This is a genomic window from Bradyrhizobium oligotrophicum S58 (assembly GCF_000344805.1).
GTDB classification, from domain to species: domain Bacteria; phylum Pseudomonadota; class Alphaproteobacteria; order Rhizobiales; family Xanthobacteraceae; genus Bradyrhizobium; species Bradyrhizobium oligotrophicum.
In genome coordinates, this window is the sequence record NC_020453.1 from 7357637 (window position 1) to 7372735 (window position 15099).

General features: G+C 64.2%; 12 protein-coding genes. 4 read left to right on the forward strand and 8 right to left on the reverse strand.

Annotated elements, in window-relative coordinates; translation table 11 throughout:
* Positions 1 to 12: 12 nt before the first annotated feature.
* On the reverse strand, positions 13 to 1224 hold the full coding sequence (locus S58_RS31895) for a type II secretion system F family protein (RefSeq protein ID WP_015669567.1): 1212 nt from the start codon (positions 1222 to 1224) through the stop codon (positions 13 to 15).
* Positions 1225 to 1232: 8 nt separating this feature from the next.
* The gene (locus tag S58_RS31900; RefSeq protein ID WP_015669568.1) at positions 1233 to 2888 is read right to left on the reverse strand and encodes a GspE/PulE family protein; all 1656 of its coding nucleotides are present in this window, start codon (positions 2886 to 2888) and stop codon (positions 1233 to 1235) included.
* A gap of 254 nt (positions 2889 to 3142) precedes the next feature.
* On the opposite strand from S58_RS31900, the gene gspD reads away from it, so the two are divergent.
* From gspD to S58_RS31925, 4 genes are all read left to right on the forward strand, one after another.
* A complete protein-coding gene (gene gspD, locus S58_RS31905) occupies positions 3143 to 5446 on the forward strand; it encodes a type II secretion system secretin GspD (RefSeq protein WP_015669569.1) in 2304 nt (767 codons plus the stop codon).
* Positions 5418 to 5966, forward strand: a complete 549-nt coding sequence (locus S58_RS31910) for a tetratricopeptide repeat protein (RefSeq protein WP_083938711.1) — start codon at positions 5418 to 5420, stop codon at positions 5964 to 5966. The genes gspD and S58_RS31910 overlap by 29 nt, the downstream gene beginning before the upstream one ends.
* Positions 5967 to 6226: 260 nt before the next feature.
* Positions 6227 to 8110, forward strand: coding sequence for an alkaline phosphatase family protein (locus tag S58_RS31915; RefSeq protein WP_015669571.1), 1884 nt, complete (start codon positions 6227 to 6229; stop codon positions 8108 to 8110).
* Positions 8111 to 8352: 242 nt separating this feature from the next.
* Positions 8353 to 9465 carry a hypothetical protein gene (locus S58_RS31925; RefSeq protein WP_015669572.1) on the forward strand — a complete coding sequence of 371 codons (1113 nt, stop codon included), beginning with the start codon at positions 8353 to 8355 and terminating at the stop codon, positions 9463 to 9465.
* 188 nt (positions 9466 to 9653) lie between these two features.
* Here S58_RS31925 and S58_RS39235 read toward each other — a convergent pair whose 3' ends face one another.
* From S58_RS39235 to S58_RS31955, 6 genes are all read right to left on the reverse strand, one after another.
* Positions 9654 to 10133 carry a hypothetical protein gene (locus tag S58_RS39235; RefSeq protein ID WP_015669573.1) on the reverse strand — a complete coding sequence of 160 codons (480 nt, stop codon included), beginning with the start codon at positions 10131 to 10133 and terminating at the stop codon, positions 9654 to 9656.
* Between the two features lie 5 nt (positions 10134 to 10138).
* Positions 10139 to 10927, reverse strand: coding sequence for a lytic transglycosylase domain-containing protein (locus S58_RS31935; RefSeq protein ID WP_015669574.1), 789 nt, complete (start codon positions 10925 to 10927; stop codon positions 10139 to 10141).
* A 77-nt stretch (positions 10928 to 11004) separates the two neighbouring features.
* Positions 11005 to 11532, reverse strand: coding sequence for a YbjN domain-containing protein (locus S58_RS31940; RefSeq protein WP_015669575.1), 528 nt, complete (start codon positions 11530 to 11532; stop codon positions 11005 to 11007).
* Positions 11533 to 11590: 58 nt separating this feature from the next.
* Entirely contained in the window at positions 11591 to 12646 is a 1056-nt protein-coding gene (locus tag S58_RS31945; protein WP_015669576.1) for a peptidylprolyl isomerase, read from the reverse strand.
* On the reverse strand, positions 12643 to 13236 hold the full coding sequence (locus S58_RS31950) for a hypothetical protein (RefSeq protein WP_015669577.1): 594 nt from the start codon (positions 13234 to 13236) through the stop codon (positions 12643 to 12645). The genes S58_RS31945 and S58_RS31950 overlap by 4 nt, the downstream gene beginning before the upstream one ends.
* Positions 13237 to 13239: 3 nt before the next feature.
* On the reverse strand, positions 13240 to 15087 hold the full coding sequence (locus S58_RS31955; RefSeq protein ID WP_015669578.1) for a putative porin: 1848 nt from the start codon (positions 15085 to 15087) through the stop codon (positions 13240 to 13242).
* Positions 15088 to 15099 lie beyond the last annotated feature (12 nt).

A 15099-nucleotide genomic window follows, 5' to 3' on the forward strand; every position in this document is an offset into this window, starting at 1 on the left:
CCTTGATAGCAATCAGCCGACCAGTTGTGTCACCGACAGCAGCGCCGTCATGATCGAGACGATCAGTCCACCGACCACCACGCTGATGAGCAGAATGGCGGCGGGACCGATGATGCCGACGACGCGGTCGAGGCTGCGTTGCAGCTTGGCTTCGTAGAACTCCGCGATCCGGGTCGAGAGCGTTGGCAATTGGCCCGTCTCCTCGCCGAGCCGCAGCATGCGCAGCGCCATCGGCGGCAGCATGTTGTCGGCCGACAGCGCCTGTGACAGCTTGCCGCCGTGACGAACGCGATCCGCGGCCGCCGACCACGGCGCGCGCGACGATGTCACCGCCATCACGTCGACCAGGATGCGCAAGCCCGCACTCAGATTGACGCCGCAGCCGAGCAGCAGGCCGAGATTCCGGCAGAACAGGCTGGTCCGATAGAACAGGAGGATGCTGCCGATGCCGGGTGTCAGCGCCAGCGCATTGGTCATGCCGGCGCGAACCGCGGGCTGACGCAACAGCCACCAGCCTGCCGCGAGCAGCGCCGCACAGCCGAGTGTGATCGCAGCTGCATTGGCGCGCAGGACATCCGACATCGTCATGAAGAAGCCGAGCGCGGTATCGGCACGGCCGCCGAAATCGCGCAGCACGGCAGAAAAGTTCGGCAGCACCGCGACCAGAAAGAACAGCATCACACCGATGGCCGCGAGGAAGACAAAGGCCGGATATTGCATCGCGTCGGTCAATTTGCGCCGCGTCGCCTCCGAACGTTCCCGTTCACCGGCGAGCGCGGTCAGAACGTGATCGAGCGTTCCCGAGGCTTCGCCGACGCGCATGAGCGCGACATACATCGGCGAAAACAGTTGCGGCTGGGCAGCCGCGGCGTCGGCAAAGCTTTCTCCGGCCATGATGGCCGCGCGCAGCCGCGCCACCACGGGACGGAGGCGGCCAATATCGGAATCGCTCGACAGCAGATCGAGCGCGTCGTCCAGGCGCGCTCCGGCCTTGAGAAGCAGAGCGAGGTCGCGGGTGAACGTGGTCACCTCGGCCGCGGATGGACCGCCAAAAGACAGCCCTTGCGCCACAGCCACGCCAGGCTTCTTCTCCTCCACGGTTTCGATCGGCAGCAGCTGCAGATATGAGATGCGCCGCTCGACCTCGCCCCGTGATGGCGCGACCAGAGATCCGACGACGATTTCACCGGACTGCGTCAAAGCGCGATAGCGGTAGTTCGGCACGATCCACCTCAGCGCGCGACCAGGACACGAAGCAGTTCGGATGCCGAAGTGACACCCGCGCGGCACTTGACGACACCGTCGTCGAGCATGGTCGTCATGCCCTCCTGGATCGCCAGGCGATCGATCGCGAGGCCGTCGGCACTGTCAGCGATCAGCTCGCGTAGATTGCTCGTCAGCTCGAGCAGCTCGAACACACCGACCCGGCCGCGATGGCCGCTCTGGCCGCATCGCTCGCAGCCTGTCGGGTGCCACGTGACGTCGCCGGGGACGAGGCCGAGATGACCGAAGCGCGGATCATCGCGACACGTCTCCTCGTCAAGCGGCTTCGGCGTCTTGCAATGCTCGCAGAGCTGGCGCACCAGCCGTTGGGCAATGACCGCGCGGAGCGTCGACCGCAGCAAATAGCCTTCGACGCCGAGGTCCAGAAGCCGCGGCACAGCGGCCGCCGCGGTTTCAGTGTGCAGCGTCGTCAGCACGAGATGGCCGGTCAGCGCGGCATGGACGGCGACATGCGCCGTCTCGCTGTCTCGGATCTCGCCAACCATGATGACGTCGGGGTCCTGACGCACGAAGGAACGCAGCGCGCTTGCGAATGTCAGTCCGATCGCTGGCTTGATCTGTGACTGGTTGATGCCGGGGATCTCATATTCCACGGGATCCTCAACGGTGAGGATCTTGCGCTCCGGCGTGTTCAGCATCGACAGGATCGTCGCCAGGGTCGTGGTCTTGCCGCTGCCGGTCGGCCCCGTGATCACGATCATGCCGTGCGGCAAGGTGATCAGGCGGCGCAGTGCCGCGTCGTCGCGCCCGGAAAGGCCGAGACGACTCGCGACGAGCTGCGAGCGATCCTTCGGCAGGATACGCAGCACCGCAGACTCACCATGCTGGGTCGGCATGATCGCGACGCGGACATCGATCTCGGCGCGGCCGACGCGAATGCGGGCCGCACCGTCCTGCGGCAGGCGCCGCTCGGCAATGTTCAGGCCGGCGACGATCTTGATGCGCGAGATGACCGCCTGCGGCAGCACGCCGGCAGGCGCCGCAATCGGACGCAACAGGCCGTCGACGCGCAACCTGACCACCAGCCCGGTCGAGAACGGCTCGATGTGGATGTCGCTGGCGCGCATCTCCACCGCCTTCTCGATCAAGTCGTTCACCGCGCGGACGACCGGCGCGCCACTCGCCAGATCGCGGAGACTTTCGATGTCGTCGTCGCGCAGCTCCTGGGCCGGCGACATCTCGGCTTCTTCGCCGCCGCCAAGCCTCTGCTCGAGCACAACGGCGATATCTTCATGAGAGGCGACCTGAAACAGCGTGTTCGGGCCGAGCACCAGCTCGGCGGCCCGCCGCACCGCCTGGTCGGTCGGATCGGCCATCGCAAACACGGCCGCGCCTGTGGAATTCTTATGCGGGTAGCCGAGCACTTCGCGCAGGAAGCGATCCGAAAACTCACTTACTGCGGGTGACGCCGCCATCAGCTCACGCAGCGATACGCGTTCCAGTCCGGTAAAGCCGGCGACCTCCGCCGCAAAGACTTCGGCAGTCAGGCCAAACCGGTCCCAGAGCGCAATCTGCGTTTCGCCCGCAGCTCCGCCCTCGCCCGTCGCCTGAGGATGGCGCTCGCGAAGATAGGCGTGGAATTGCGTCGACAGTGTACCGCTCATGGCGTGATCCGGGTGGCGCCCGTGCCGTCCCAACGTCTCGGCACCCCGCTACTGGTGACCGACGTTATCGATCGCGAACATGACGGCTGTACGAATGCTGAAGGCGCCGACATTTCCAACACACATGCGGCGCAAAGGTCGGCGGCAGCCCGGCAATTATACATAAGTGTCATATTGGACCGCTATGCAGGCTGCGCGGTCAAACGAGGCGTCTTCTCGTTTCGGCCGGTCAACACGAGTAGATCGGCAAGTTCATGTTTCGTATCGGCAATCGAAGCCAGTCCGCTGCGGTTGTCCGTCATGCCTCGTTGCTTGCGACAGCAGTTCTGCTCGCGTCCTGCAACATGGCGACTTTCAACTCCCAGGCCAGCGCGCCAGCCGATGTCGATGTCATCGACAAGGTCCGCTCGCTCGACATCCTGCCGCGCGACAATGCACCGGTCGCATCGATCCAGGGACGCCCCGAAGTCGAGCGCGCGAGCGCGCGGACCTATCAGGGGACCATGGTCCAGGAGGTCGGCGAGGTCAGACCGCAGCCGGCAGCCGACGGCAAGGGTTATGATCTCAACTTCGAGAACACGCCGATTTCTTCGGTCGCAAAAGTGGTGATCGGCGACATCCTCGGCGCGGGCTACTCGATCGATCCCCGCGTCCAGGGCAGCGTCAGCCTGGTCTCGGCGCGGCCGGTGCCGAAGTCCGATATCCTGTTCGTGCTGGAGAGCGCGCTGCGCCTGTCGGGCGTCGTGCTGGTCCGCGAAGGCGGCGGCTACAAGCTGACCCCGCTCGGCGACGCAGTTGGCGCCGGACGTGTCGACGGCGAGGCCGGCCGCGCCGAGCCCGGCTACGGGGTCTCCGTCGTGCCACTGCAATATGTCGGCGCGCAGACGATCCTCAAGCTGATGGACAGCTTTGCGACGCGCGCCGGAAGCGTGCGCGCCGATCCCACCCGGAACCTGCTGCTGATCCAGGGCACGGGAGCCGAGCGACGCTCCGCGATCGAAACAGTGATGAGCTTCGACGTCGACTGGATGCGCGGCCAGTCGGTCGGCATCTTTCCCGTCAGCAATTCGGCGCCCGAGCCGTTGATGGCGGAGCTCGAGAAGATCATGGATTCCGGCGAGAACGGGCTGAGCCAGAATCTCGTCAAGCTGCAGGTCGTGAACCGCCTCAACGCGATCATGGTCGTGTCGCGCAAGCCGGCGCTGCTGCAGAGCGCGGCGACCTGGATCCGCCGGCTCGATCAGGCGGACTCCGGGCGCACCAGCGTCCACGTCTATCGCATCCGCTACGGCGACGCCCGCCAGCTCGCCAAGGTGCTGACCGACATGTTCGGAGGCGCCGGCTCGTCCTCGACCGACAGCGCCGACGGTCAGACTGCGCCCGGGTCGGACGGTACCACGACATCCGTCGCCGACCGGCTGTCCTTCAACACCAATGCGACGGGGGCGTCGGGCTCCGGCGCAAATCCTTCGAACCGGACTCAAGGCGCGGGCGGTCTATCCGGAATGCAATCTGCGAGCACGTCCTCATCCAGCAGCACGCCGACCTCGACCGGGCTGGAAACCCGCGCCGGTGCCAATGGTGGCCAGTCTCTGATGCCGAACGTCCGCATCACACCGGATACGGTGAACAACTCACTGCTGATCTACGCCGACCGCGAGAACTACCGCGTCATCTCCAGCACCTTGCAGCAGCTCGATCAGCCGGTGCTGCAGGTCGGCATCGAGGCGACCATCGCCGAGGTGACGCTGACCAACGAATTGTCCTACGGCGTTCAGTCGTATCTTTCGAGCAAAGTCCTCGGACTTGGTGCCGACAAGGGCTCGATCACCAACACGCAGGCGACGTCAGTCGCGACGGCCACGGCCTCAGCGGCTACGACGGCACTGATCAATCGGGCCTTGCCGGGCTTCAATTTCCTGATCGGGAATGAAGCGTCGCCCAACATGATCCTCGATGCGCTTCACACCGTGACCAGCGTGAAGGTTCTCTCCAATCCTTCGCTGGTCGTCATCAACAACCAGAGCGCCACTCTGCAGGTCGGCGACGTCGTGCCGGTCTCGACCGGCAGCGCCACCGTGCTGTCGTCGAGCAACACCGTGGTCAACACCATCGACTATCGCAACACCGGCATCATTTTGCGCGTCGTGCCGCGGATCGCCGCCAATGGCAACGTCCGGCTCGAGATCGAGCAGGAGATCAGCAACGTCGCTGCGCAGAGCGCGGCGAGTCTCACGCCGACGGTGTCGCAGCGCAAGGTCAAGAGCGCGATCTCCGTCGCCAACGGCCAGACCGTGCTGCTGGCCGGCCTGATCAGCGAGCAACAGAACGGCAATCGCAACGGCATTCCCGGCTTCGACGAGATCCCGGTGCTTGGCGATGCGTTCTCGCATCAGGACAAGAAGGGCACGCGGACCGAGCTGATCATCTTCATCCGGCCGCAGATCATTCGCGACGGCAGCGATGCGCATCAGGTCGCAGAAGAACTCCGTTCCAAGCTCCGCGGATCGGTCGGAGCGAGCATCACGGATGATTTGCGTGTACGCACCACCCGCTGACCCCGGCCAAGTAACCCATCCGAAGATGCGGCGCCTCGCCGTCGTCTGCGCTGCAGCAGGCCTGCTGTTCGGAGCGTTGGCATCGCCTGCCCAGGCCGATTCGATCAGCACTGCGCGCAGCGCCTATGCGCAGGGCGACTTCGTCCGCGCCGTCCGCGTGCTGACACCGCCAGCGCTGCGCGGCGATCCGCGCGCGCAGGCGATGCTCGGCTTCATGTACGAGAACGGCTTTGGGACACCGCAGGCCTATGAGGTCGCCAGCGATCTCTATTGCCAGGCCGCCGCGGCCGGCAATCCGTTCGGCCAGGCGATGCTCGGGCTGATGTACGACAAGGGACACGGCGTTCCACAGGACGTCGTGCTTGCCTACAAATGGCTCAACCTTGCCGCCGGGCACGCCAAGTCGACCCAACGCAGCTACTTCCTGCGGCTTCGTAACGCCGTCGCGTCGAAGATGTCGAGCGACCAGATCGCCCAAGGTCAAGCCCTCGCGTTGGGCTGGGTCCCGGGTCAGCTCTGACCGGCATCGCTGATCCCTAGCAATCCTCCTAGCTGCGAGAACAGCTTCCTGCCGTGATGAAGCGAAGATCGGCCGGCACGCGATGCCGGGCCGGTGACGACGTGCGTGTGCCTCCTGCATTCATGCAAACGCGCTGCTCGGCGCATTTCACAAAACCGAAGCAAGACCGACACCTCGTTGCAATTTGTTGCCGCGATAAATCGCCGCAGGCAAGCGGGCATCAGCAAGCGCGCCACCATCCCACTCCGTCCGGAGATGTCATGACCAGAACAGTCACGCGGTCCAAGGCGCTCGCCCTTGCGACCACCGCCCTCATTACCGCGACCAGCGTCGCGCCGGCATTTGCCGGAGCTGCGACGAGCACGCCGATCGAGCACGTCATCATCATCGTCGGCGAAAACCACACGTTCGACAATCTGTTCGGCACCTACAAGCCGAAGGCAGGTCAGCACGTCGACAATCTGCTCAGCAAGGGCATCGTCAACGAAGACGGCACGCCGGGTCCGCATTTCAAGAAAGCGGAACAGCGGATCGGCCGCGACGAAGTTCGCTACGGCGCCGAGACGGCGTCCACGGGCGCCTACACGGCACTGCCTCAGCCCTACACCACCTACGGGATCGGCCTGCCGCAGAACGTCCTCGACACCCGCTTTCCGGCCAATCTCCCGAATGGCCCCTACCAGATCTCGAAATACGTCTCCTACGCCGCCTACACCGGAGATCCGGTGCACCGCTTCTTCCAGATGTGGCAGGACATCGACGGCGGCAAGCACGACAAGTTCGTGTGGGTCGAGCAGACGATCGGCACCGGCTCCAACGGGCAGCCTTATCCGGCCGGCGGGTTCAACCCGATGGAAGGCGCCATCTCGATGGGTTTCTACAACATGAACCCGTTCACCGATGCCGCCGGCAAGGCACAGCCGGGTGACGCAGCGTTCTTCAAGCAGCTCGCCGACGAGTATGCGATCAGCGACAACTATCATCAGGCGATCATGGGCGGCACCGGCGCCAACTTCCAGGCTCTCGTGACCGGCCACGCCGCGTTCTTCACCAATCCCGAGACGCTGAACGGCGCCCCGGCCGTGCCCTATGCCAACCAGATCGAAAATCCGGATCCGGTTCCCGGCACCAACAACTACTACGAGCAGGATGGCTACAGCGGCGGCTCCTACGTCAACTGCTCCGACCCCAGCGCGCCCGGTGTCGCCGCCGTCAACGAGCAGCTGTTCAAGAACGGCGTCACCAGCAACAACTGCGCGCCGAACCACTACTATCTCGTCAATAATTACAGCATGTTCTGGAACCAGACCAGCGCCAAGCCGAACGCGCTCGGCTCTGACAAGTTCGTGCTGCCGCCGCAGAGCGCGCCGACCATCGCCGACGTGATGACGGCGAGGGGCGTGTCCTGGAAATACTACAGCGCCGACCGTGGCGACGACGCCGCCACCTTCGCCAGCAGTGTCGACGGCGTGCCGCTGCTGTTCCACTCCTATTGCGGCATCTGCGATCCGCTCACCGGCTTCAACAAGATCATGAAGAATCCGGCCGAGGAAGCCAAGCTGCAGAACTACGGCGCCTTCGTGAAGGACGTGCAGAACAACACGCTGCCGGCAGTCTCGTTCGTGCGTCCGTTCGAGGCGCTCGCCGGTCATCCCGCCGATTCGACTACCGACCTGTACGAGAAGTTCCTCGAGGCGCTGATCAATCGCGTCAAGGCCAACCCGCAGATCTGGGCCAAGACCGCGATTTTCATCACCACCGACGAGGGTGGCGGCTACTACGACTCGGGCTACATCCAGCCGGTCGACTTCCTTGGCGACGGCACCCGCATTCCCTTCATCCTGGTGTCCCCGCTGGCCAAGAAGGGTCATGTCGACCACACCTATTACGACCACGTCTCGCTGCTGAAGTTCATCGAGCGCAACTGGCGGCTTCCCACGATCTCTGCAGTCAGCCGCGACCATCTGCCTAACCCGATCCACGACCGGGACGACAACCGTTACGTGCCGAAGAACCGTCCGGCGATCGGTGACCTGATGAACCTGTTCGCCTTCGGCGACGACGATCACGATCACGATCACGATCACGACGGTGGCTGGCACCACCACGACGGCGAAGGTTACGGATACGGCAACGACCGCTGATCACGGCAAGGTCCGCGATCCACGGCAAGCCGGAGAGCAGGAGCCCGCCGCACACGATGCGGCGGGCCTCTATGCGTTTCCGACAGCGAGGACCATCGACGATTTACCGATCCGCAACACCGCCAATCCGTCAGCCGATTGTCAGCCGATCGTCACGCCCCCGTTATCGACGCTCCGCATCGTCCCGCGGCCGCTTGAGTGAAGCGGCGCGATACAACCGAGGTCTTGGGGGATCTTGCAGAATGTCACTTCGATCATCATTCAAATCTGCCTTTTATGAATTGCTGACGCTGTCCGTCACGGTGTCGTTGCTCTCGTTCGCCGCTGCCGCGCCAAGCCTTGCGCACGACCATGACGATGACGACGACAGCTATACGATTGGCCTGTGGGGCGACCTGCCCTACTCCACGCTGCAGGCGACCGTCGGCGTCCCGAACCTGATCGCGGACATGAACGCTCACCGGCTGAAATTCACGGCACATGACGGCGACCTGAAGCAGGGCTCCAATTCCGCCTGCGACGCCGGCCTCTATGCCCAGGCGCTCGCCTTCTTCAACAGCCTCGAGGCACCGGCGATGTTCACGCCGGGCGACAACGACTGGGTCGATTGCGATCGCCCCTCGAATGGCGGCTTCAACTCGCGCGACCGGCTCGACTACGAGCGCAAGGTGTTCTTCTCGACGCCGTTCTCGCTCGGCCAGCGCAAGCTACGCCAAGAGGTGCAGACCGATCCGTTGTGTCTCAGCGCCAACGGCACCAAGATCGGCTGCGTCGAGAATCGCCGCTGGACTGTTGGCCGTGTCACCTATGCAACGCTGAACGTCCAGGGATCCTGCAACAATCTCTGCGACACCAATCCCGATCCGGACGAGTACAACGCGCGCAACGCGGCCGTCATTCTCTGGATGCAGCAGACCTTTGCAGAAGCCAAGAAGCGCAATTCGGCCGCGGTGATGTTCATCACCCAGGGCAATCCCGGCTGGGACCAGGCAGACCCGACGCGCGCGCCGCTGCGCGATCCCAAGACGCTCGCCGAAACCGACGGGCAGCCCGATGGCTTCGTCAGCTTGCTGACTGCGCTGCGCGCCGAAGTTGAGGCATTCCGCAAGCCGGTCGCCTACGTCCACGGCGATTCCCACTACTTCCGGATCGACCAGCCGTTCCTCAACAGTACCGGCCAGCGGCTGGAGAACTTCGTCCGCGTCGAAACGTTCGGCGACAACCAGGGCAATGGCAACAACGACGTCCGCTGGCTCAAGGTGACCGTCGATCCGCGCAGCCGCGACGTGTTCTACTTCCAGCCCGTCACGGTCCCCGCGAACCGCACCGCCGTGCCGGCGCCAACCCGCAACTGACGTTCATCGCATCTGCCCGGTCGTCCAGCCTCGCTGGACGACCTCCCACTGGTCGAGCCAGCCGGTTGATCGCCGATGCCGTCCCCTCTCGCCGAGGAGGCCATCGACGCACGATCGAACTGCGCGGCCGTAGTCCCGTTAGGAGCGCTCATTTGAGACTGTAGACGCAATCGCTCCCTGAAGGCTGCTCAACGGCGCCCGACGCCTGAAGGGAAGATTGCCGTAGGTCGATAGGGCACGACCGACCGTCCGAAATTTGCACCATATTGCTGCCGGACCGCGGGGATGTTCACGGTGCCGACCTTGAGATCGGACGAGCTCGCGTCGATCGGCGGCTGGTTGCTGAGCGGATTGACGGCGTCAACCTTGCGCTTGAGGCTCTCGTTGATGCAGCCGAATGAGCCCTGCTGTCCGGAGGCACTGCCCGTACAGCGCTCGGGCTTGTCGCCGGGCGTCGGCGTGCGTCCGCCCAGCACCGGAGCCGCGGCGGCGTCCCCTTGTCCCGGCAACAGCGGACTGGCGGGCGGGCGATCCGGCAGATCCACCGTCACCGGAGGAAGCAGTTGCGGCTCGGCAGCCATGGACGGCACGCCGACGAGCGACAGCATGGCAACGGCAACGGCAACAATCGCTGATGTCGACATTGGCTGCCAGCGCGCGCGGAGCATCGGCATCATCTCCCCGCGCGCGCCTGCACGACCAGCGTGCTCAGCCTGGCATTCAGGGATGCCAGATCGAGGCGGCCGATCATCGGCGGCGCGATCAGGCAGCGGCGGCCGCAGGCGCCGCCCGCCCGCACAGCGCTGCTCGAAGCGATACTGCCTGGGGCTCCAAAGGTCGGCGTCGGAACCTCACCCGTCACCGCAAAACCGCGCGCGGCGAGCTTGGCCCACACCGCCAGGCAGTAGTTCACCGAGAGATAGGAGAACCGCGTCTCGCCATGGCCGGCACGGTATTTCATCATCGCCGTGCAGAGATCCCCGCCGGCCAGACGCCAAGCCTGGGCCAAATACAGCACGCCATAATGAATGTTGGTCTCGGGCGCTGCGAGCTCGGCATTGCTACCGACAAATCCCAGCATCCGCGCCGTCGACGGCATGATCTGCATCAGGCCGATCTCGCCGGAGCCGCCGATGGCGTCGGGGTTGTAGCCGCTTTCAACGCCCATGACCGCCTCTGCGATCTCCGGCGCAAGTCCCGATCGTCCAGCTTCCTTGGCGATCAACGCTCGGTAGGTGCCGAGCGCCTCAGATTGACCTCCGGTCGATACGGGGCCGACGGAAGCAGCCGAGGATGATCCTGGCTTTGCGAGCACGGCAACGGCTGATGGTGAGGCGACGACGATTGGCGTCGGCTCGGCGCTGGCAGCCCGGTCGTGCGCGCCGAACCCCTCGGCGGCCGGCTCGGCTTTTAGCGACGTGACGACCCCGGCCGCCGACAGCGCGACCGCGAGTGCAACCATGCGGAGGCTGCGCTGACTGCACCGCTTGGCCGCGCTCGGCCTGCCCGAACCAATGCTCGCCCTGTCCGCCATGCGCGCTATCGGGCCGGATGAGCCGCGCCCGCATCGACAATGTGGCCGTTTGCGGCGGCCGGCATCGTTGCAGTTTCCGCAACGTCAGCCTGCCTCGGCCTGGCAAGGGCCGCGAACTCTTCGCGAAGGAACGTCACGAGCTGCTGCACGAGCTGATCCCAAATCTCGATCTGCCCACGCAGATGGTTCGGCGAAACACCGCCCGCCAGGGAGACATCGAACGACAGCGCCAGGAAAGGCGGGCTGAACTGCAGCCGCGCGAAGCGGCGTGTCGCGTTCCAGCGATTGACGAGATCCAGCGGCATCTCACCCTGCACATGCAGGACCGCAATCAGCGCGAGATCGACAAAGACCTGCTCGTCACCGGGCTGCATGTTGCCTGGACGAATATCGAATGCGATCCCGTTGGTCGCAGAGCGCAGATAGGCGAGGCTCGCCGCGGGATCCATCAGCGTTTCCACCCGATAGCCGGCGAGCTGGAACAGCTCGCGCAGCCGGTCGAGGCACAGCCTGTCGATGATGGTCTCGGACATCAGGAGCTCCGTAGCAGAAAAGAAGGACATGCCGGGATGACGGGCGGAAATCGCGGAGCTATCTCGCGGCCGAAACCTGCTCGCTGAGCAGGTTCGACAACGCGAGCTCGTTGATGACCGGCGGATGCTGTTTCACGAGTTCAGCGAGATAGGCACGCCGCAGCGCGCTCGCGCGCTCGTTGCGCATCTGCTGCACCAGCGCGTCACGGACTTCCGGCAGAGTCCGCGTGTAGGCGGCCTTGGTGTCCACCAGCTTGATGATGTGCCAGCCATCGTCGAGCTTGATCGGCTCCGACACCGCGCTCTTGGCGAGCTCCATCACCGCGGTGCGGATCTCCGGCCGGATCTGGCTTTCGACGATCCAGCCCAGATCGCCGCCGTTCTTGACGTCGCTGCTGTCGTTGGCGAAGGCAGCGAAATCAGCGCCCGGCGCCTTCAGCTTGCGTTGGATGTCCTCGACCGTCTTCTTGCTCTTGTCCTCGGCCGCCTTGTTGGCGTCCTTCGCCAGCGCCACGAAGATCTGCGCCAGCTGGAACTGGCGCGGCATCAGCAAGGCCGCGCGATTGGCGTCATAGACCTTCTGCAGTTCATCATCGCTGGGGAAGCCAGCCGGCGGGGTCGACACCGACTGCAGATACAATTCCACGACGGCGTTCTCACGCACGCGGTCGAGCTGCTCGGCAATGCCCGGCTGCTGATCCCACTTCCTGGCGACGACCTCCTGCAGCACGATCCGATTGGCCAGCATCATGCGCACGGCCTGACTGAGCAGGCTGGGATCCTGTCCGAACGCGGCGCGTTCGCGCGGACCAAGCGCTGCGACATAGCCGCGGATCTCGTCAGCAGACACGTTGGTGCCGCCGACGCGGGCAATGACGTCGTCGCCAGCGCTCTTGACCGGCGCAGCGCTCTGCCCTGCGCCTGAAGCTGGAGCTTGCGCCGCCGTCGCCGCACCCGGCGCGGCGGGCTTCGGCTTGACGGCCGTCGGCGCAGCGCTGCGCGGCGGAGCGGTCTGGGCCGAAACGGTCAAGGGGACCAAGCCCAGCGCCGCGGCGAACATGGAAGCCTGGAATGAGCGCATCCGGACTGCGCTGCCGAACGATGAAGAGCTCATGGTGCTGCCTTCTGATCGAGTATCTTGTCTTGCAGGTCCTGAATGGCGTTCTGGATCTCGACGCGCCGCAAGCCGAGAATGGGCTCACGCGCCACGATTGTGTCGCCGATGGTGACACTTTGATAACGCTGCAGCAGGTCCTGACCGTGTTTGACCAGCTGCGTGTTCTTGGCGACACAACTATCGGTCGATGCCTTGTAGAGCTTGGCCTCGGCCTCGAACTTCGCGCGCGCCGCGTCGCGATCGCGGGCGACGTTGGCTGCCTCCTCATAGGCGGCCTTCCATTTCTCGAGCGTTTCGTCGCGTTCCGCCAGGCGACGGTTGAACTCCTCCGTCGTCTCCCGTTCCCGCTTCTCGACCCGGCGGGTCTCGGCCTTCGCGCCCTCGATCTGCGCCTTGGCGGCCGCCTTCTCTTTTTCCGCATCGGCAAGCTTCGCCTGCAGGGCGGCCCGCTGATCCTCCAATTGCCGGGTCTGCAACGTCGCGGCGCGCAAGGCCTCGCGCAGCTTGTCGGCGTCGCCGTCGGCGCAGGCAGATCCGATGAATCCGAGGAAGGCTGCTATGCTCAAGATGATGGTACGCTTGGCCATGGCTCAGAACCTCGCGTTGAGATCGACCTGGACAACGTCGACGGCGTAGGGAACGCCCGCAATGCTGTTCGCGCTCATCCAGCGCAATGAGGCCCATACATTGTCGCTGATGCCGACATTGCCGCCGATGAAGTAGCCTTTGAGATTGGTGCCGCCGAGACCGAAGTCGGAGTCCACAAAGGCGTCGATCGTTGCATCCGATTGAAGATATTTGTAACCGGCATGCACGTTCCAGTCGCCCAACTTCTTGATCTCGTTGTAGCCGACTGTCAGACGCGCAAGCCAGCCTGTAGAGCCACCAACATAAGGCGCGGGCGCTCCGGCGGCTGGCGAACTGCCGAAGTTGTTGACGGCCACAGCGGCGACAGCGCTGCGGTTGAAGGCCGAGTTCCAGATATATTCGCCGTCCAGCACAACGTGCACAGGATGGAAGGTTGCGAGATCGACTTGGCCAGTGGCCACCACCGGCCTGAACTGGCTGGCGAGGCCATAATATTGATAGTCTGCCCAACCGGTTGAAATGACCTGAAAGCTGCGTAGCCCCATATAGGTATTGCCCTTCTGGGCAAACGACGGGCGCAGCATATCGGTGTCGCAACTATCCGCCGTTCCGACGACTTGGCACACGCTCGAGAGCCGGCCCTGAACGTTTTCGAAGTCGTAATAGGCGACGGCCACGCGCAGGTTTGCGTCATCGGCGACTTTCGCCCCGAAGCCGAGCTGGCCACCGAAAAGCCACTTGTTCGCGCTTCGCAGTTTGATCGGCGCCGAAATCGACGGGTCGAACGTATTCAAGCCGGCGTTCAGATCCGTGTTGTAGATCGGGAACGCCCCAGCCACCGCGAACGGCTTGAAGCCGTCAGCTACTCGATATTTTGCCTGAACGGCGAAACCATCGAAGCCGAGATCCTTGTACCAGACGAGATCGGTCGGGGACCAGAACGGATTGTCAAAGCGCCCTCCCGACAGGACGAGGCCATCATCCCAAGCCTGGTACTTCAGATAAGCTCGGTCGAGCCACAGGGAATATTTCGAGAAATTTCCGCCATTGGAACTTGCCCCGAGCGACTGATTGGTCGACACCGGCGACCCGCTTTCCCCGGTCGCGATGCGCAAGCCGGCAGTGAACCCCTCATAAATGTCGGCATCCATGCCGAGCCGCGCCCGGAAACGAAAGCGGTCTCGGTTTTGGCTGGTGTTATATGTCGGTGGGAAGTAGGGATTCGGGACAGTGCCATTGCCCTCGAGAAACGGCGAGCCCGTGTTGATCGCATTGTAGCTCTGCAATGGGCCGTTACCCGATGGAAAGTAATCTCCTTCGTGGCGAAGCCGAATGTCCCCATAAAATCTAATGCGCTGTGCCCATTCCGGATATTTTCCGGGCGACGCCCAGTTCTCCTGCTCGGCCTTCGCCATCACCTCGCGCTTGATGTCCTCGCGCAGCTGCCGTTTGACGACTTCGGGCACATAGGTGACGTGGCGCGTGCCATTGGGCTCGGTCGCGGCCGCCGCGGCATTGGCCGCCTTGGCGGCTTCTTCCGCTCTGGTCGAAGCGTTCTTCGCTGCTTGGCGCGCGATGTAGGCCTCGTCGTCGGCCTGCTTGATCAGGCCAGCCGCCTGCTCTTCGGTGAGGACGCCCTGCTTGACGAGGAGATGAACGAGATTGATCGTCGCATTGGGAGACGTCGGCTTTGCATCCGACAGTCTCGGCTTGCTCGCTCCGCCTCTGCTTTCCGATGCAGCTGCTTGACCGGTGGCCTGGCCAAATGCCGGGGCGGCACAGCCCAACGCCGCGACCGAGGCGGCGATCAGGAGCGCACATCGGCGTGCATTTGGAAGAGTCTCGAACATCGTCCCCAGTCC